An 18,915-nucleotide genomic window follows, 5' to 3' on the forward strand; every position below is an offset into this window, starting at 1 on the left:
ATTACACAAAAACTACATGAAAAAACAGTCATAAAGGTTAGGTTTTGCCTTAAATTATATAAAATAAAAGAGAGGTTTAATGCTTTGTAAAAGCCTTTACACCAGCCTTAATTTCTATATCTAAATGATTTTTTCTAGGTGTTAAAGGGCAAGAATATTTATCATTATAGGCACAGTAAGGGTTATAAGTATTGTTGAAATTTAATGTAATGGTTTGGTTATCATTAATATCAGTAGTCATCACATCCATATAGCGTCCACCTCCATAAGATTCGTTTCCAGAAGTATCATCTGTAAAAGGTAAAAAAAGATAATCTTTATACTTTTCATCTCTTAAATCATCTTGACTTTGATAAATGGTGAGCTGTAATGCTTTGCCTTTTAAGGTAAAATTTAAAACACCATACTCTTTGTATAAGGGTTGCCTGTCTGTGGTAGTTGCCATTTTAAAAGTTGGTGCATTTTCTGTTTTTGTCAATTGAGCAGTTACAATAAAGGATGAATCTACAGGAAAAAAATCTAAACCTTTAAAGTCTTTTAAATCTTTCTTTTTTAAGGGCGATTTTGAAGCATCTTTATAACTAGCGTTTAATTTTTGCTGGTATTCGGTTTTACCTACTAAAGGTCTTTTATCTTGAGAGTTGCAAGATAGGATTAATAAAAGAGAAACAATTAAAAATAGAATTTTCATCATATAAATTTTATCAAACCAAAAATACAACATTCAAATATTTTATGTAGTTTTATAGCATCAATAAAAAATAAAATGAAAACAGTCATTATTTTATCATATCAAATTTGCTGCACAAAGCAGAAATTTCGGTCTGTACATAAATATTGATAGTTTGCTTATGATATCATATTTTTATAAAAGTCCGACTCGAAAAGTCGGACTTTTTGTTTTTATAGAATGTAAAACTAAATAGGTTTAATGTAATTCTGCCTTTAAAATCGGCCAAAAATGAAAAAAATAGTTAAAAATTATATACACACCTTTAAAGGACTTTCTAGAGAAGTTTGGTGGCTGGCTTTAATTACCTTAATTAATAGAGCAGGTACAATGGTTATTCCGTTTCTGTCTTTATATTTAAAAGACAATTTGGGTTTTTCTTTAGATGATGTAGGTTGGATTTTGCCTTTTTGGGGTTTAGGTTCATTTGTAGGTACTTGGTTAGGAGGTAAATTAACAGATATTATTGGGTATTATAAAGTGATGTTAGGCAGTCTGTTTTTAACTGGTTTCTCTTTCGTTTTGTTGGGTTATGTGAACACATTTGCTGGGTTATGTGCTGGTATTTTTATGGTAATGTTGGTGGCAGATACCTTTAGGCCAGCCATGTTTGTTGCTTTAAGCGCGTATAGTAAACCAGAAAACAAAACCCGATCTGTAACATTAATTCGCCTTGCCATAAACTTAGGTTTTTCTGCAGGACCCGCAATTGGGGGGCTCATTATTACAGGTATAGGTTACCAAAGTTTGTTTTGGGTAGATGGTATTACGTGTGTATTGGCATCAATTTTATTGCTACAAGTTTTACATCCAAAGAAAGCAAAAGTATTGGATGAGATAAAAGTAGAAAACCCAATTTCTGTATATAAAGACAAGCCTTTTTGGGTGTTTTTTATAGCCATGTTTATCTTTGGTTTTACATTTATGCAATACTTTTCTACAATGCCATTGTATTATAAAGACATTCGTTTGTTAACGGAATTAGAAATAGGGTTGTTAATGGGGTTTAATGGCTTTTTTATTTTTGTGTTTGAAATGCCTTTAATTAATTGGTTGGTAAATACAAAAAAATCGAAAATAAAATTGGTAGCCCTAGGGTTGTTTTTGTTATCCTTAAGCTTTGTGGTACTTAATGTTACAGGTTGGTTAGGTATTTTATTGGTTAGTATGTTTTTAATGACTATTGGTGAAATGGTAGCTTTTCCTTTTTCAAATTCATTTTCTATTGAAAGAAGTAAAAAGGGAAATCAAGGAGAGTATATGGCCATGTATGCAATCTCTTTTTCGTTAGCAGGTATTTTTAGTCATAATATTGGCATGCAAATGATTGCGAATTTTGGTTACGAGTTCACTTGGAATTTTATTGCAATTTTTGCTATAATTGGAGTTGTAATTTTAGGGATACTTTTAAAGATATTGAAAAAAGAGCATGGCTAAAATTATAAAGTCATGTAAATAAAAGAGCAATAGGCAGCTAGTAAAAGAGCACCATGTTTCCAGTTTAAGATATATTTTTTTGGTAATAAAACCATGGGTAAAATAGTAAAGGAAATGGCTAACATCCAATAAATATCGCTAGACAATAACCTTTCGTCAGAAAGTGAAATAGGTGTTATGATAGAGGTAATGCCAATAACAGCTAATATATTAAAGATATTAGAACCTATTAAATTACCCAAAGAAATGGCTTTTTCTTTTTTGATTACTGCAATAATAGATGCAGCTAGTTCTGGAATACTAGTGCCAATAGAAACGATGGTTACACCAATTACACGTTCTGTAACACCAAAATCTAAAGCCAATGCAGTTGCTCCTTTAATTAGTAATTCAGAACCTCCCCAAAGCCCTAAGCCCCCAAGTAATAAATATAATGAAGTTTTAAGGCCAGATAAAGTGATGCTTTCTTCTAATTCCTCTAAATCGATTTTTTTTTGAGTGCGTAATAGGTAAATTAAAAAAAGGATTAAAAAAGAGAAGAGTAGTATACCTTCATATCTTACAACCACAGTATCGTTGCTTAAAAACAAAAAGAGTAACGCAGAAGCAATAAGCATAACAGGCCAATCTAATTTATAAAAGTTTTTTTCAACTTTCATATTTCCAAATAACAAGGTTATTCCTAAAACTAAGCCAAGGTTTGCAATATTAGAACCTATAACATTACCTAATGCTAAATCAGAAGATCCATTTAGTGCTGCATTTATACTAACAATAAGTTCTGGTGCTGAGGTAGCAAAAGACACCACAGTCATACCTACAACAACTTTAGAAATATTTAATTTTAAGGATAACGCAACCGCTGATTTTAACAACCAGTTTCCGCCTAAAACCAACAAAATTAAACCCCCAATTATTAGTAAAAAATTCATTGAAATACTTTTTTACAAAGATACATTTTTATCATCTCGAAAAGAAAACAAAAAATCAAAATGCTTTTTAAACCCCTTTCTATAATAGGGTTTCCTTTGCTTTTTTTTTAGTCAATAAAAAACTCCATTACTTGCTAATTAAATTTGAGATATATGCTATATTATGTTTTAAAGTGTAATACTATTGTAGGTAATACCATTACATATTAAAACAAATAATGTTTTTTTGATTTATAATGTAAAATCAGTTTAAAAGATTTGTTTATAAACGTTTGGAAGACAATATACAAACGTATTATCTTCAAAAAACAATTACTTAATTAACCTTATTACTAACTAAAAAAACTAATTATTATGATTATTGCAGCGTTAAAATTTATCAAAATTATTTCCGAAATTATTATTTCAATTCTGTTTTAATCTTCAGAATTCGTTAACGCTCTACTTCAGATTTTTGTCGATAAAATATCAAAATAGCACTTATTTAGAAATCTTTACTTGCTCCATTTCATTATTGATCTTAAGATTTAAAATGAAAAAGAAAAAATCTGCTGTGGTTCAGTTTGACGGAATGTTTGTTAAAAAAAATTAATCTCACTTTAAAAAACAATTACAATGTTAACATTTATCGGTATTGCACTTATTGTTATTGGAATAGCAATATTTATTTTAAAAAAAATTTTCACAAATAACACAGCTTTTAAGATTCCAAATCAGAAAAGGAGTTTTCAGATTATTATTCTGGGTATTTTAATGACAATTCTTAACGGAATGTTCTTTTATGCAGATGCAGGTACTGCTTATGCTGTACAATATTTAACGGGTGGAGATAAAATGATTACTACCCAAGGTTTAAAATTAAAATGGTGGGGAAGAATTATACCTCTTTCTTATGAAACTTCTGTAAAAGATATTATTGTAGATAACAACAGTTTGTTACCAGAAAGTACACAAGGTATGTACAATAGAAAGGCGCAAAAATGGGAATTTAGTGATGCCATTAAAGCAGAAATAAGCACCTCTGTTATTGTGGGTGTAAATATTAATGATGAAGCAGTATTTTTAAATATGGCTGATAGAAACAAAAGCGAATCTAAATTAATTTATGGTAGGGTATTGCCAAATATTGATGCTGCTATTAAGAATACTTGTAAATTGATGGATGCACAAGATTATATTTCTGGTCAAGCATCTGATTTTGATCGATATTTTAGGGATCAGTTAGAAAACGGAATGTATCAAGTAGAGCAATATTATGAAGCTGAGAATTCGAATGAAATTGTGGGAGATACCACTACTGTAAGACGAATTCGTGTCAATAAATCGAGTAAACAGAAAAAGTTTAGAATTAAAAGAGACAATAGTGGAAATATTGTTAGAGATAATACCAACTCTTTAAAACAATATGGATTAAAAATTTATCAGGCTCAAGTTACTGGTATTGATTGGGAATCTTCTTTTGACGAGCGTTTAGACTTACAAAAAAATGAAGTTGCTCAAACACAATTAGAAAAGCAACAAGCAGAACGTGAATATTATAGAGCTAAAAAAGAAGTTGCTAAAGGAGAATCTGAAAAGGCCAAAGAGCGTGCTCGGTTAGAAAAAATACAAATACAACAAACTATTGAAGCTGAAACTGAAGCAAAAGTGGCAGAATTTAATTTGATTAAAGAAAAAAAACAGTTTGAGGTTGAGCAGTTTAAGGCAAAAAGTAAAAAAGTAGCTGCTGATGCACAATACTATGAAAATGCCAAACTAGTAAGTGCAGGTTTAACTCCACAAGAAAGAGCAGAATGGGAATACAAAACTGCAGTTGGTGTGGCACAACAGATTAAAGAATTGAGTTTGCCATCAACCTATATATCTGGCAGTGAAAAAGGAAACAATAGTAATTTATTACAATCTTTAATAGGCGCAGATTTGGCAAAAAGAATGATGACAAAGGAAAAGTAATTTCTGTGAAAACAACTCATTCTGAAAAGATTGAGTTGTTATTTTTCATTAAATTTGATAAATAATCAAACTTTAATGAAAAAACAAATTTTTAAAATATTGGCTCTAATTAATAAAATTGTTTTACCTTCTTACACCAAAAGAAAATTAGATGTTGCTAAAGCATCAAAAATACAATTGGCAATTATTGGTTGGAGAGCTTATGTAACTAAGAATTCACTTGATTAAACCTAAAATTATGGAATTAGATTATACTAAATTATTTACGGATACAACTATTATTATTAATGGATTAAAAATGGAATTGGAAGCTGCAAATATTCAATATTTGGTGAAAGATCGTTTTGAGTCTGCAAGATTAGGGGGTTATGGAGAGCAGCAAGCATCAGTAGAGCTATATGTTTTACAAAAAGATATTGAAAAAGCAGAAAAAGTGCTGTCTGCATACAAATCACAAATAAATGCTTAAAAAATAGAGGTGAGACTTTCTAATTTAGAAAAATGCTCTTATATTTGCACCCGCTTACGGCCATGTGGCGCAACTGAATAGCGCACTTGATTACGGCTCAAGAGGTTACAGGTTTGAATCCTGTCATGGTCACTTTAAAACCAGTACTTTACAACGTTTTTGTAAAGGCTGGTTTTTTTATTTGCCCGAAATTTGCAGATAATTTAATACGAGTTCGATATAAATTCTCTAGTATAAAGAAGGGTATTTGTCTGAAAATTAATTTGTTGTCATTGTTAACATTACTGAAATAAAAAGTAAATTGTTATTGCTACTAGACTGCGAGCCAAATAGTGTAGTTGAAAAATCTTACATTCACACTTCGATTATTCCTTTTCCATTTTAAATAGAATTTGTTTTAAATAAAAGTATAAAGATAGCAGCTGAGAAGTTGAACTCAGGTTAATTTAATAACATATTGTTCTTTTTTGTTTTCATGAATCCTTTATCCAAAGATTATATTCTAAAATATGAAAGATTCTTAGATTTTTAAAAACAAAAAACGCATCAATATTAAGTTGATGCGTTTCTGTATTTTAAATTAAAAATATTTTATAATTACATAGCTACTAAATCGCCAGTAACATCTTTCGATGGTAATTCTGATTTACCCATTAAGTATAAATCTACTTGACGAGCTGCTTCTCTACCTTCTGAAATGGCCCAAACAATTAAAGATTGTCCTCTTCGCATATCTCCAGCAGTAAAGATGTTTGGAATATTGGTCTGGTATTTTCCATAGTCTGCCTTATAATTAGAACGTGCATCTGTTTTGATGCCTAATTTATCAGCTAAAGTGTCTTCTGGTCCTGTAAATCCTAAAGCTAATAAAGCTAAATCACAAGGCCATGTTTTTTCTGTACCTGCAATTTCAATTAATTGTGGTCTTTCACCAGGCACCATTTTCCACTCTACATTTACGGTTTTTAGGGCAACTAATTTATTATTGTCATCTGTAACAAATTCTTTGGTGTTAATTAACCAGTTACGTTCTACACCTTCTTCGTGAGAAGATGAGGTTTTTAATTGCAATGGCCAAAAAGGCCAAGGAGTAGATGGCGATCTGTGTCCTGGAGGTTTAGGCATAATTTCGAAATTAACTACAGATTTAGCACCATGTCTATTTGAGGTACCTATACAATCTGAACCTGTATCTCCACCACCAATAACAATAACATTTTTACCAGTTGCTTTAACTTGATCTTTTACTTCTTTACCAAATAATACTTTTGTTTGTTGTGTTAAAAAATCCATAGCTTGCACAACACCATCAGCATCAATACCAGGAGTTGGTAAACTGCGTCTTTTTGTAGCACCACCACAAAGCACAACAGCATCAAAAGCTTTTAAGTCTTTTGCTTCATAATTAACGCCAACATTTACATTGGTTTTAAATACAATACCTTCTGCTTCTAAAATTTTAACTCTTCTATCGATAATTCCTTTCTCCATTTTAAAATTTGGAATTCCGTAACGTAATAGTCCACCAATTTCATCATCTCTTTCAAAAACTGTAACAGTATGGCCTGCTCTATTCAGTTGTTGAGCAGTTGCTAAGCCAGCAGGTCCAGAACCTACTACAGCAATTGTTTTTCCTGTTCTTGATTTTGGAGGTTGAGGTTTAATCCAACCTTCTTTAAATGCGCGTTCTACGATGTTTTTTTCTATATTTTCTATAGAAACTGGATCTTCGATAATACCTAAAACACATGATTTTTCGCAAGGAGCAGGGCATAATCTTCCAGTAAATTCAGGGAAATTATTCGTGGAGTGTAATATCCATGAGGCTTTTTGCCATTCACCTTGATGAACCATGTGATTGAAATCTGGAATAAGATTACCTAATGGACAACCACTATGACAGAAAGGAATACCACAGTCCATACAACGTGAACCTTGTTTAGTCAATTCCTTTTCAGTAAGTGGAACTGTAAATTCTTTATAATTTTGTACACGATCTTTTACAGATAGGTACTTTTCATCTTGTCTTTCAAACTCTTTAAATCCTGTTACTTTCCCCATGACATTATGCTATTGTTAATTCTTCAACCATTGGTTCTTCTGTTCTTAAACGCTCTAAAGCTCGCTTGTATTCTGTAGGCATTACTTTTACAAAGTTGCCCACAGTTGTATTCCAATCAGCCAACAAGCTAGCGCCTTTTTTACTATTGGTATATAAAACGTGTTTTTCTATAGATGCTTTTAAGTCTGCAGCATCTTCACCTTCTACTTTTTCAAATTCTATGGTTTCTGTATTACATAATCCGTTTACAAATTTGTTTTCAGGATCGTATACATAAGCAATACCACCACTCATACCTGCAGCAAAGTTTCTACCTGTTTTACCTAAAACAATTACTTTACCACCAGTCATATATTCGCAACAATGATCACCTACACCTTCTACAACAGCTAAAGCACCAGAGTTACGCACTGCAAAACGTTCACCTGCAATTCCATTAATATAAGCTTGACCGTTAACGGCACCAAATAAACAAACGTTACCAATAATGATGTTTTCATCAGCAATAAAATCTGCCTTAATAGGTTTTTTAACGATGAGTTTTGCACCAGATAATCCTTTTCCTAGATAATCATTGGTATTTCCTTCTAGCGTAAATGTTAATCCAAAGGCACCAAAAGCACCAAAACTTTGTCCTGCTGAACCTGTAAAGTTGATGTTTAAAGTATCTTCTGGTAAACCTAAATGACCGTAAATCTTAGAAATTTCGTTACTTACAATGGCACCAACAGTTCTATTGGTATTTTTAATAGGATAAGCAAGATTCATTTTTTCTTTACGGTATAAAGCTCTGTGAGAATCTTTTAAAATGGTAAAATCTAAAACACCCTCTAAATTATGGTCTTGTTGTTCTGTGTTTTTAACCGTTAAACTTCTGTATACAGTAGGTCTGTGTAAAATACTCGATAAATCTAAGCCTTTTGCTTTATAGTGATTAATGGCTTTATTCGCATTAATTTTATGAGTTTGCCCAACCATTTCAGATAGTGTTCTGAAGCCAAGTTGTGCCATAATTTTACGTAATTCTTCGGCTACATAATAAAAGAAATTAATCACGTGTTCTGGTGTACCTTTAAAGTTTTTACGCAATTCTTTGTCTTGGGTTGCAATACCAACAGGACAAGTATTTAAATGACATTTACGCATCATAATACATCCTGAGGCTACTAAAGGCGCAGTTGCAAAACCAAATTCTTCTGCACCTAATAAAGCAGCAATGGCTACATCTCTTCCCGTTTTTAACTGACCATCACATTCAACTACTATTCTACTTCTTAAGTTGTTTAACACTAAAGTTTGTTGTGCTTCAGATAAACCTAATTCCCAAGGTAACCCAGCGTGTTTTAAAGAGGTTAGAGGAGATGCACCTGTACCACCATCATAACCAGAAATTAATACAACATCAGCTTTAGCTTTAGCCACACCTGCAGCAATAGTTCCTACACCAACTTCAGATACCAATTTTACATTTATTCTTGCTTCACGATTTGCATTTTTTAAATCGAAAATTAATTGTGCTAAATCTTCGATAGAATATATATCATGATGTGGAGGAGGAGAAATCAATCCTACAAAAGGTGTTGAATTTCTTGCATCTGCAATCCAAGGCAAAACTTTGTAACCAGGTAATTGTCCACCTTCACCAGGTTTTGCACCTTGTGCCATTTTAATTTGGATTTCTCTTGCATTTGTTAAATAATGAGAGGTTACCCCAAATCTACCAGAAGCTACTTGTTTAATCGCTGAGTTTCTGCTGTCTCCATTAATATCTTTTTGGAAACGTTTTCTGTCTTCACCACCTTCACCAGAATTGGATTTTCCACCAATTCTATTCATTGCTATGGCTAAGTTTTCATGTGCTTCTCTAGAAATAGATCCATAAGACATTGCACCTGTTTTAAAACGTTTTACAATATCTGTCCAAGGCTCTACTTCTTCTAAAGGAATAGGATCTAGATTGTCAAATTCAAATAAACCACGAATAGTCATTAAATTTTCGGCCTGTTCATTGATGGCTTTAGAATACACATCGTAACTTGCTTGATCGCTTAAACGAACAGCTTGTTGTAATTTTGATATGGTGGTTGGATTGAATAAATGGCGCTCTCCATTTCTTCTCCATCTGTAATCACCACCAATATTTAATCCTAGGTTTTTGTCAATTTGGTTATCAGGATATGCTTGTTTATATCTTTTATCAATTTCTTTTTCAATTTCATACAATCCAATCCCTTCTATTCTAGAAGCAGTATATGGGAAATATTTTTCTACAAATTGTGAATTGAATCCTACAATTTCGAAAATTTGAGAACCTCTATACGAATGTAAGGTAGAGATTCCAATTTTGTTCATCACCTTTAAAATACCCTTACCAATGGCCATATTAAAATTATCGACAGCCTTTTGTTCGTCCATATCAGTAATGAAGCCTTCTTTTACTTGCATTCTGATAATTTCGTTTACCATATATGGGTTGATGGCACTTGCGCCATAACCAAATAACGTAGCAAAATGATGTGGTTCGCGAGGTTCTGCAGATTCGATAATAATATCAAAATAAGAACGTTTGCGTAATCTGTTTAATTGGTGATTTACATAAGAACAAGCCAATAAAGCAGGAATAGGAGCAAACTCTTGGTTTACACCTCTGTCTGAAAGAATAATGATATTCGTTTTTCTTTCTAAGGCTTTTTCAATTTGTATGATAATACTGTCTAAAGCATCTTCTAAACCATTAACACCTTTTTCTTTTGGGTATAAAATTTCTATGGTTTCTGCTTTAAAGCTTTCAATATCAATAGTTCTAATTTTCTCTAAATCTGCGTTAGAAATTACAGGATTTTGGATTCTTAATTTTCTACATTGTCTATCTGTAATGCTAAAAATGTTTCTATCTTTTCCTAAATTTAAGCTGATATCAGTTACAATATTTTCACGAATTCCATCTAAAGGCGGATTGGTAACTTGTGCAAATAATTGTTTAAAATAGTTAGAAATTAATTGAGGTCTGTCTGATAAAACCGCCAAAGGTGTATCAATTCCCATTGAGCCTAAAGCTTCTTTACCTACTTGTGCCATTGGCGTAATTACTTCTTGAATATCTTCAAAAGTGTAGTTGAATAAGCGTTGACGTGTTTTAATATCAATGGTTTCAATTGGGCAAGTTTCGCTTGTGTATGGTACATCTTTTAGGTGCAGACGTGCATTGTCTAACCATTCTTGATAAGGCCTTTCAGAAACAATTTTATCTTTAATTTCTTCGTCATCAATAATTCTACCTTTATTCATATCTACCAAGAACATTCTACCTGGCTCTAATCTACCGTGTTTTTCAACGTCTGAAGGATCAATATCTACTACACCAACTTCAGAAGACATAATCAATTTACCACTTTTGGTTAAAGTGTATCTTGATGGTCTTAATCCATTTCTATCTAATAATGCTCCAATATAATCACCATCTGTAAAAGGTACAGAAGCAGGGCCATCCCAAGGTTCCATGATACATGCATTGTATTCATAAAAAGCTTTACGTTCTGGAGACATTGTTGCATGTTTTTCCCAAGCTTCAGGAATCATCATCATCATAATTTCTGGTAATGAACGTCCTGTGTGTGTTAATAATTCAACAACCATATCCATAGAAGCTGAATCTGATTTTCCTGGTAAAATTATTGGGAAAAGTTTTTCTATTTGTGCGCCAAATACATCACTTTTCATAATCTCTTCACGTACACGCATTCTACTCACATTACCTCGAAGCGTATTAATTTCTCCATTTTGACACATGTGTCTGAATGGTTGGGCTAACTCCCATGTTGGCATTGTGTTGGTAGAAAAACGTTGGTGTACCAATGCCAAACGCGTAACTAAATCAATTTCTTGTAAATCTTTATAATATGGTCCAATATCTTCTGGCATGATTATACCTTTGTAGATAATGGTGGTAATTGATAAACTTGGAATGTAAAAGTAATTGGCTTCAGAGATTTTAGATTCTCTGATTTCATGTTCTGCTATTTTACGAGCTGCATATAATTTTGCTTTAAAAGTAGCTTCATCAATATCATCGGTTTTGCCGATAAAAAGCTGCTCGATATTAGGTTCTGATGCAAGTGCTATTTCACCTAATTGTGTGGAATCTACAGGCACAACTCTCCATCCTAAAATAGAAAGGCCTTGAGCTCTTACTTCGTTTTCAAAAATAGTTTTACAGAAATTGTATTGATTAGATACCTTAGGTAAGAAAACCATACCTACTGCATATTCTCTTTGATTAGGTAGTGGGAATTCACAAACTCTTGTGAAATAATCGTGAGGGATATCTATTAGCAAACCTGCTCCATCTCCTGTTTTACCATCTGCACTAACACCACCTCTGTGCTCTAGTTTTACTAGTATTTCTAGTGCATCGTGTATAATTTGGTTTGTCTTCTCTCCATTTAAATTACATATAAAACCAGCGCCACAATTTTCATGTTCAAACTCTGGTAAGTATAGTCCTTGTTTCTCCATATTAAAATCAATTATACTTACAAAGCTATGTATTTTGTTGAATATAATTTAGTTTTTGAACCTTTTTGATATAATTTTTGTGATGAAATTAAAAAATTAATAAAAATTAAATACTTATGATAATTTTACGTGATTTATTTGTGATATTCATAAAAATAAGAAAAACACCTTTAAAATAATAACTTTAAAGGTGTTTTTAGTTGTAAAAGTAAACAATTAGTGTTCGTTTAATCTAAAATCAGGATAAGCATCCATACCATGTTCATGAGTGTCTAAACCTTCTATTTCTTCTTTTTCGCTTACTCTTATTCCTATGGTTTTCTTAAGTGTGAATATTATTAAGAAAGAGGTAACTAAGCAGAAAACAGCATAACAGGCTACCCCTGTTAATTGAATAAGAAACGTGTGTTCTGGGTTGGTAGAAAATATGCCAACAGCTAAAGTACCCCATATACCACATATTAAATGAACCGCAATTGCTCCTACAGGGTCGTCTAATTTAATAGCATCAATAAAGGCTACTGCAAATACAATTAATGATCCTGCAATTCCTCCAATAATAATGGCGCTTTCGGGAGTCATTACATCTGCGCCAGCTGTAATACCAACTAATCCACCTAAAATTCCATTTAAAAACATAGTTAAATCTAGGTTTTTATATTTTAAGAAAGAAACTAAAGCAGCAACAACTCCTCCAGCTGCAGCAGCTAAACATGTGGTTACAAGGGTTAAAGAGGTTAATTCTGGGTCAGCAGAAAGTACAGAGCCGCCATTAAAACCAAACCAGCCTAGCCATAAAATTAAAACACCTGCAGTAGCTAAAGGAATACTATGTCCTGGAATAGCTTGTGGTTTTCCGTTTTTAAATTTGCCAATTCTAGCGCCTAATAAGTAAACAGCAACTAAAGCTGCCCAACCACCAACAGAATGTACTAGTGTTGAGCCTGCAAAATCATAAAATCCCATTTTATCTAAAAATCCACCTCCCCATTTCCAAGATCCTGCTATGGGGTATACAAAACCTACATATACGATGGTAAAAATCATGAAGGCTCCAATTTTCATTCTTTCAGCTACGGCTCCAGAGACTATGGTTGCAGCTGTGGCAGCAAACATTCCTTGAAATAAAAAATCTGTCCACCAAGTGTAACCACCATCAGCATATTCTGGAGTCATTCCATTTTCTGGAGGTGTAATTCCAAAACCAGCAAATTCCAAAAAGCCAGCTGAACCTTCTTCGAAACCTGGGTACATTAGGTTAAAGCCTAAAATGTAATATAGCAGAAGGCCAACTGTAATGATAAAAATATTTTTAAAAAGTATGTTGATGGTATTTTTTTGCCTTGTTAGGCCAATTTCTAAAAAAGCAAAACCTGTGTGCATAAAAAATACAAGTGCTGTACAGATCATCATCCATACATTGTTTGTTGTAAGTAATTCCATGTTGTCTTATTTTGATATTTTCTTTAATGTTTCGCCTCCTTTTTCACCTGTTCTAATTCTGTAAGCCTCTGTAATGTCTGATACAAAGATTTTACCATCACCTACATCTCCAGTGGCTGCAGATTTTAATAAGGCATCAATAGTAATTTGTTCAAAATCATCATTTACAACTATAGATAGGTATCTTCTTTGAATGTCGCTAGTGCTGTAGCTTACTCCTCTGTAAACATGGGCTTCTTTTTCGTTACCAAGTCCAGTAACATCCCAATAAGAAAAGAAGTTTACGTCTACTTCGTGCAGTGCTTCTTTTACGGCTCTAAATTTAGATTTTCGAATAATCGCTTCAATTTTCTTCATTGTAAAATTATATTTGTTGTTAATAGTTGATGTTTTTCTTTTAAATTTTGCGAAATTACTAAAAAATATTAGCTACAAAAAAAATCACGCAACTATGTTGCGTGATTTTCTTTTACAATCAATTTTTATGTATTTGAATTATGATCTATTTATCTTCATCAAATTCTCTTACTCTTTTTCCTGGATAAGCAATTGACCCATGTTCTGAAATATCTAAACCTTCTATCTCAACTTCTTTAGTTACACGTAATCCCATTGTAGCTTTTAGAATGGCTAAAACAATAAAAGATAAACCTACAGCCCAAAGTGCGTAAGCTAAAACTCCAATTGCTTGAGCACCTAATTGAGCAGCTCCACCACCATTGAATAAACCAATTGCAGTATCACCATCTACACCCCAAAGACCGATTACTAAGGTACCCCATGCACCAGCTACACCATGTACAGAAGCAGCACCAATTGCATCATCGATTTTTAATTTCTTTTCGATAAATTCTATTGAGAATACTACAATGATACCACCAATTAAACCGGCTAATACAGCACCACCAGCTGTCATGTTACCACAACCAGCAGTTATACTTACTAAACCTGCTAAACATCCATTTAAAGTTTGGCTCAAGTTAGGTTTACCATACCAAATCCAAGTAGTAATAAGTGCACCTAAACCACCTGCTGCAGCAGCTAAATTGGTGATTAAAACTACGTTAGAAGCAGCAGTTGCATCATCACCACCCCAAGCTAATTGAGATCCACCATTAAAACCAAACCATCCAAACCATAGGATAAATACCCCTAAAGTTGCTAATATTTGGTTATGACCAGGAATTGGTAATACTTTACCATCTACATATTTTCCTATTCTAGGACCTACCATAAATGCAGCTACTAAAGCAGCCCAACCACCTACAGAGTGTACAATAGATGAACCTGCAAAGTCAATAAATTCAGCTGGCATTATACCTTCAGTGTCGTTTAACCAACCACCATTCCATTCCCATCCTCCAGAGATTGGGTAAATGATTGCAGTCATAATTAAAGAAAATATAATATAAGTTGTATATTTTGTTCTACCAGCTATAGCTCCAGACACAATTGTTGCAGTTGTTGCAGCAAACATGGTTTGGAAGAATAAGTCAGCTCCTTCTCCTTGAAATAATCCACTCCAAAAGAACCATCCGTTAGAAGTATCTCCATACATTAAAGAGTATCCTACCAGCCAGAAAGTTATAGAACCTACACAAATATCTAGCAAGTTTTTCATTGCTATGTTTACTGCGTTCTTAGATCTTGTCATCCCAGACTCTACTAAAGTAAAACCTGCTTGCATTAAGAATACTAAGATACCTGCAATAAGCATCCAAAGCATTCCCATATCTCCATTCACTTGCTCTAAAACTTTAGAAGCTTCAGAAGCAGGAGCATCTTGAAATAATGTTAAAAATAAACTCATATTATATTAATTTTAGTTAGTAATAGTTTTTTGCTGTCTTTTTCTTAGAAAGAGTAAACAGCTGCTAATAGGAAAGTGCTTAAAGACTTATCGCCTACAAAAGCAGCTTCAGAAGCAGAATCTAATCTTAATTCTGGAATAATTGTTAAAGAACCAATAGTGTAGTTACCAGTTAAAGTGGTTGCAAATACACTAGATTCAGCAACGCCAGTTCCAATTGCACCAAACTCACCATCAGTTTCTTGGAAAAGTTCAGCTCTTAAACCAATTTTAAAAGAATCTGAAGTAGTAATTTGTGGATATAATGCAGCACCATAGAATCCTGGAGCATCATCACCAGAGAAATAAGCAGCATTAACACCTAAAAAGAAAGTATCTGATAAGTCAAATCCTCCTGTAAAATCTAATTCATAAGCTCCTTGGTCGTACAAGAAGTTGATGTACTGTCCAGAAAAACCAAATTGTGCACCAAAAGCATAACTACCATTTGGATTAAACTCTGTTGCATCAGTAGGATTCATAACAGCTAACATTAAAGAAGTATCTTCACCTAAAGCAAAATCTGCTTTTAAACCTGTATGGCTAAAAGGACCATAAGAGAATAAGTAAGAAGTACTGTAGTTAAAGTTTGCAGTTGGAGAGATAACCTCATATCCTAAAAAGGTATTAAAGTTACCAATGGTTAATGTAACGCTTTCACTAACATTCCAGTAAGCATACAATTGGTTAACTATCGTAGAGTTTCCGCTTACTAATTGACCATCAATTTCTTGTTGAGAACCAAATACTGCATCTGCACCTCTTGGTCCATATACCATATCAGCAACAAAACCTGCTTTTTCTCCTTCATAGCCAGCAATTAAGTTTATCATACCTAGAGAGAAACCTGGATTGTTAGCAAATGAACTACCTGGTGCAGTATCAAAAGTACCACCGCTAATGTTACCTCTAAAGTAAGTATCTACACTACCACTTAAGGTAAATGATTTTTTTTCTTCTTCTTGAGCATTTACTAACAAGCTACTTGCTAATAATAAAGTAAAAATAACTTTTTTCATAATTAATGTTCTTTTTAGTTTTTATTGATTTTTATTATTTGAACGCCTCAAATGTATATATTTAATTCATACTAACAAGGGGGTGTGTTTTTGAAAACGATGTATTTTGAGTGTGTACCCTCAAAAAAAAGGGGGTTAATTTGAGATAAATATATTTTTAGTTAAATAAAAGCTAAAAAATATTGGGTTCGCAAAAAACAACCTTATAAATTTGAGATATTCACAAAAATGCACTTTTTATGAAAAAAAATGCAATTATTGTACATTTGTACTTATGAAATATTCAGTTTCTTACTTAATTTGCTTACAATTTCTTGGTTTTCGATTTTCGGGTTGGCAAAAACAAAAAAATGCAAAAACTTTGCATGATGTTGTAGATAAAACTTTATTGTTTGTACTTAAAAATACTGATTTTAAAACGATTGGTGTAGGTAGAACAGATGCAAAAGTATCTGCGAATGTGTACTATGTACAGTTATTTACAGATGATATTTTAGAAGCAAATACATTTATACGGCTTTTAAATGTTAACTTTCCTGCAGATTTTAGGGCAATTTCTATGCAAAAAGTACCTATAAGCTTTAATATTATTAATGCGGATAAAATAAAGGAATATCATTACTATTTTTCTTTCGGAGATAAAAATCATCCTTTTGCAGCTTCATTTGTGGTAAATGTAGATGAGGTATTGAATATTGCATTGATGAAAAAAGGTGCAAAAGCCTTTGAAGGTGAACATTATTTTAACAAGTATTGCACAAAGCCATCAAAAAACACAATTTTTAAGCGCGTTATCGATTCTTGTGAAATTGTAGAGAACGATGTTTTAACCGCTAATTTTTTTCCTGAGCATTCTTATATATTAAAAATAAGGGGCAAAGGTTTTTTAAGGTATCAGGTTCGATTGATTATGGCTACTTTATTTGAATTAGGGAAAGAGAATATAAGCTTTGATTTTATTGAAAAGTCTTTGCAACAAAATAATGATCAAAAACCATTACGAAATATAGCGCCTGCCTCTGGTTTACAACTCTATACTATTGAATTTAAATTGTAGCTAGCAGAGAAGTTACGTGAGCGATAGGAATGGCATCCTTTTTAAAAGATTGCTAAATAGGCGTTTTTACGAGGAAGTATGACGAAGTAATTTGCTTTTGGTAAGTAGATTACCTTATTTTGTGAATAAATATACTAGGCAAAGCTACTTTTAAAAAGATATAATGGATAGCGCGGTTTTTGTTTTTTTTGCAAAAACACGCCCAAAAGGCAATGTTAAAAACCTGCAAGGTTTGGCAAACCTTGCAGGAAGTTGAATTACCCTTTTATAACCCCTCTAGAAATTACAATTTTCTGAATTTCAGAAGTGCCCTCGTAAATTTGTGTGATTTTTGCATCACGCATTAAACGTTCTACATGATATTCTTTTACAAATCCATTACCACCATGAATTTGCACGGCTTCTACAGTTTGCTCCATGGCTACTTTACTAGCGTATAATTTTGCCATGGCTGATGACATATCGTAATTATTGCCTTGGTCTTTGTCCCAGGCAGCTTTCATAACTAGCATTCTAGCAGCTTCAATCTCAGTATACATATCTGCTAATTTAAAAGCAATGGCTTGGTGGTTGCAAATTTCTGTGCCAAAAGCTTTACGTTCCTTACTGTATTTTAAGGCGAGTTCGTAAGCGCCAGAAGCAATGCCTAGAGCTTGAGCTGCAATACCAATTCTGCCTCCAGATAATGTTTTCATGGCAAATTTAAATCCGAAGCCATCCTCACCAATTCTATTTTCTTTAGGTACTTTTACATCATTAAATTGTAAGGTATGTGTGTCTGAGCCACGAATACCTAGCTTGTCTTCTTTAGGGCCAATATGAAAGCCTTCCATGCCTTTTTCGACAATAAAAGCATTAATACCTCTATGACCTTTTTCCCTATCAGTTTGTGCAATTACTAAGTACACATCAGAGCGTCCGCCATTAGTAATCCAGTTTTTTGTTCCGTTAATCAGGTAGTACTCTCCTTTATCAATTGCAGTTGTAGCTTGAGAAGTAGCATCAGAGCCTGCTTCTGGCTCGCTTAAGCAAAAAGCACCTATTTGTTCGCCAGTGGCTAGTCTTGTTAAATATTTTTGTTTTTGCGCTTCAGATCCATAAGATTCAAGCCCATAACATACTAATGAATTGTTTACAGAAACCATAACAGAGGCAGAAGCATCAATCTTAGACAATTCTTCCATCACCAAAACGTAAGAAATAGCGTCCATTCCACTGCCTCCATATTTTGGGTCAACCATAATGCCCATAAAACCTAAATCACCCATTTTTTTGACCAACGCTTCAGGGAACTCTTGCTTATTGTCTCTTTCAATAACTCCAGGTAATAATTCGGTTTGTGCAAAATCTCTTGCAGCATCGCGTATCATTAAATGCTCTTCTGTTAAACTAAAATCCATGTATAATTTTTATTAAATTCATAATATATTGCTACAAATATATCGATTT

At 32.9% G+C, this 18,915-nt stretch carries 14 protein-coding genes and 1 tRNA gene; 6 read left to right on the top strand and 9 right to left on the bottom strand.

The features are described 5' to 3' along the window. Positions 1 to 76: 76 nt before the first annotated feature. The gene (locus tag SJY27_RS13455; RefSeq protein ID WP_397445382.1) at positions 77 to 691 is read right to left on the bottom strand and encodes a DUF1684 domain-containing protein; all 615 of its coding nucleotides are present in this window, start codon (positions 689 to 691) and stop codon (positions 77 to 79) included. 270 nt (positions 692 to 961) lie between these two features. Between SJY27_RS13455 and SJY27_RS13460 the strand changes: the two genes are divergently transcribed. Then, complete coding sequence (locus SJY27_RS13460; RefSeq protein WP_397445383.1) at positions 962 to 2,167, top strand: MFS transporter; 1,206 nt, start codon at positions 962 to 964, stop codon at positions 2,165 to 2,167. 2 nt (positions 2,168 to 2,169) lie between these two features. Here SJY27_RS13460 and SJY27_RS13465 read toward each other — a convergent pair whose 3' ends face one another. Then, complete coding sequence (locus SJY27_RS13465; protein ID WP_397445384.1) at positions 2,170 to 3,099, bottom strand: calcium/sodium antiporter; 930 nt, start codon at positions 3,097 to 3,099, stop codon at positions 2,170 to 2,172. 615 nt (positions 3,100 to 3,714) lie between these two features. Here SJY27_RS13465 and SJY27_RS13470 point away from each other — a divergent pair. The 4 genes from SJY27_RS13470 to SJY27_RS13485 all read left to right on the top strand — a co-directional run bounded on the left by SJY27_RS13470 (position 3,715) and on the right by SJY27_RS13485 (position 5,653). Beyond that, positions 3,715 to 5,052, top strand: coding sequence for a hypothetical protein (locus tag SJY27_RS13470; RefSeq protein ID WP_397445385.1), 1,338 nt, complete (start codon positions 3,715 to 3,717; stop codon positions 5,050 to 5,052). Positions 5,053 to 5,127: 75 nt separating this feature from the next. Next, on the top strand, positions 5,128 to 5,280 hold the full coding sequence (locus SJY27_RS13475; protein ID WP_397445386.1) for an SsrA-binding protein: 153 nt from the start codon (positions 5,128 to 5,130) through the stop codon (positions 5,278 to 5,280). A gap of 10 nt (positions 5,281 to 5,290) precedes the next feature. Then, a complete protein-coding gene (locus SJY27_RS13480; RefSeq protein ID WP_397445387.1) occupies positions 5,291 to 5,521 on the top strand; it encodes a putative signal transducing protein in 231 nt (76 codons plus the stop codon). A 58-nt stretch (positions 5,522 to 5,579) separates the two neighbouring features. Continuing rightward, positions 5,580 to 5,653: transfer RNA gene (locus tag SJY27_RS13485), tRNA-Arg, on the top strand. A 465-nt stretch (positions 5,654 to 6,118) separates the two neighbouring features. Here SJY27_RS13485 and SJY27_RS13490 read toward each other — a convergent pair. The 6 genes from SJY27_RS13490 to SJY27_RS13515 all read right to left on the bottom strand — a co-directional run bounded on the left by SJY27_RS13490 (position 6,119) and on the right by SJY27_RS13515 (position 16,409). After that, positions 6,119 to 7,582, bottom strand: coding sequence for a glutamate synthase subunit beta (locus SJY27_RS13490; RefSeq protein WP_397445388.1), 1,464 nt, complete (start codon positions 7,580 to 7,582; stop codon positions 6,119 to 6,121). A 4-nt stretch (positions 7,583 to 7,586) separates the two neighbouring features. After that, positions 7,587 to 12,098 carry a glutamate synthase large subunit gene (gene gltB, locus SJY27_RS13495; protein WP_397445389.1) on the bottom strand — a complete coding sequence of 1,504 codons (4,512 nt, stop codon included), beginning with the start codon at positions 12,096 to 12,098 and terminating at the stop codon, positions 7,587 to 7,589. A 216-nt stretch (positions 12,099 to 12,314) separates the two neighbouring features. After that, positions 12,315 to 13,541, bottom strand: coding sequence for an ammonium transporter (locus SJY27_RS13500; protein WP_397445390.1), 1,227 nt, complete (start codon positions 13,539 to 13,541; stop codon positions 12,315 to 12,317). A 6-nt stretch (positions 13,542 to 13,547) separates the two neighbouring features. Next, positions 13,548 to 13,898 (bottom strand): P-II family nitrogen regulator, encoded by a 351-nt coding sequence (locus SJY27_RS13505; RefSeq protein ID WP_397445391.1) that lies wholly within the window; start codon positions 13,896 to 13,898, stop codon positions 13,548 to 13,550. Between the two features lie 145 nt (positions 13,899 to 14,043). Next, positions 14,044 to 15,351, bottom strand: coding sequence for an ammonium transporter (locus SJY27_RS13510; RefSeq protein ID WP_397445392.1), 1,308 nt, complete (start codon positions 15,349 to 15,351; stop codon positions 14,044 to 14,046). Positions 15,352 to 15,395: 44 nt separating this feature from the next. Then, on the bottom strand, positions 15,396 to 16,409 hold the full coding sequence (locus tag SJY27_RS13515; protein ID WP_397445393.1) for an outer membrane beta-barrel protein: 1,014 nt from the start codon (positions 16,407 to 16,409) through the stop codon (positions 15,396 to 15,398). 274 nt (positions 16,410 to 16,683) lie between these two features. On the opposite strand from SJY27_RS13515, the gene SJY27_RS13520 reads away from it, so the two are divergent. Beyond that, positions 16,684 to 17,466, top strand: a complete 783-nt coding sequence (locus SJY27_RS13520) for a tRNA pseudouridine(38-40) synthase TruA (protein ID WP_397445394.1) — start codon at positions 16,684 to 16,686, stop codon at positions 17,464 to 17,466. A 257-nt stretch (positions 17,467 to 17,723) separates the two neighbouring features. Here the strand turns inward: SJY27_RS13520 and SJY27_RS13525 are convergent, their stop codons facing one another. Next, positions 17,724 to 18,866: an acyl-CoA dehydrogenase gene (locus SJY27_RS13525; RefSeq protein ID WP_397445395.1), complete on the bottom strand. Its 1,143-nt coding sequence runs from the start codon at positions 18,864 to 18,866 to the stop codon at positions 17,724 to 17,726. Positions 18,867 to 18,915 lie beyond the last annotated feature (49 nt).

The sequence above is a fragment of the Polaribacter sp. R77954 genome (assembly GCF_044595335.1).
GTDB lineage: Bacteria > Bacteroidota > Bacteroidia > Flavobacteriales > Flavobacteriaceae > Polaribacter.

What these genes read in the sequence shown, in the direction of transcription:
- gltB (WP_397445389.1), bottom strand. Translation starts at nt 12,098, where the DNA reads ATGGAGAAACAAGGACTATACTTACCAGAGTTTGAACATGAAAATTGT.
- SJY27_RS13490 (WP_397445388.1), bottom strand. Translation starts at nt 7,582, where the DNA reads ATGGGGAAAGTAACAGGATTTAAAGAGTTTGAAAGACAAGATGAAAAG.
- SJY27_RS13470 (WP_397445385.1), top strand. Translation starts at nt 3,715, where the DNA reads ATGTTAACATTTATCGGTATTGCACTTATTGTTATTGGAATAGCAATA.
- SJY27_RS13465 (WP_397445384.1), bottom strand. Translation starts at nt 3,099, where the DNA reads ATGAATTTTTTACTAATAATTGGGGGTTTAATTTTGTTGGTTTTAGGC.
- SJY27_RS13455 (WP_397445382.1), bottom strand. Translation starts at nt 691, where the DNA reads ATGAAAATTCTATTTTTAATTGTTTCTCTTTTATTAATCCTATCTTGC.
- SJY27_RS13510 (WP_397445392.1), bottom strand. Translation starts at nt 15,351, where the DNA reads ATGAGTTTATTTTTAACATTATTTCAAGATGCTCCTGCTTCTGAAGCT.
- SJY27_RS13505 (WP_397445391.1), bottom strand. Translation starts at nt 13,898, where the DNA reads ATGAAGAAAATTGAAGCGATTATTCGAAAATCTAAATTTAGAGCCGTA.
- SJY27_RS13520 (WP_397445394.1), top strand. Translation starts at nt 16,684, where the DNA reads ATGAAATATTCAGTTTCTTACTTAATTTGCTTACAATTTCTTGGTTTT.
- SJY27_RS13475 (WP_397445386.1), top strand. Translation starts at nt 5,128, where the DNA reads ATGAAAAAACAAATTTTTAAAATATTGGCTCTAATTAATAAAATTGTT.
- SJY27_RS13515 (WP_397445393.1), bottom strand. Translation starts at nt 16,409, where the DNA reads ATGAAAAAAGTTATTTTTACTTTATTATTAGCAAGTAGCTTGTTAGTA.
- SJY27_RS13500 (WP_397445390.1), bottom strand. Translation starts at nt 13,541, where the DNA reads ATGGAATTACTTACAACAAACAATGTATGGATGATGATCTGTACAGCA.
- SJY27_RS13480 (WP_397445387.1), top strand. Translation starts at nt 5,291, where the DNA reads ATGGAATTAGATTATACTAAATTATTTACGGATACAACTATTATTATT.
- SJY27_RS13525 (WP_397445395.1), bottom strand. Translation starts at nt 18,866, where the DNA reads ATGGATTTTAGTTTAACAGAAGAGCATTTAATGATACGCGATGCTGCA.
- SJY27_RS13460 (WP_397445383.1), top strand. Translation starts at nt 962, where the DNA reads ATGAAAAAAATAGTTAAAAATTATATACACACCTTTAAAGGACTTTCT.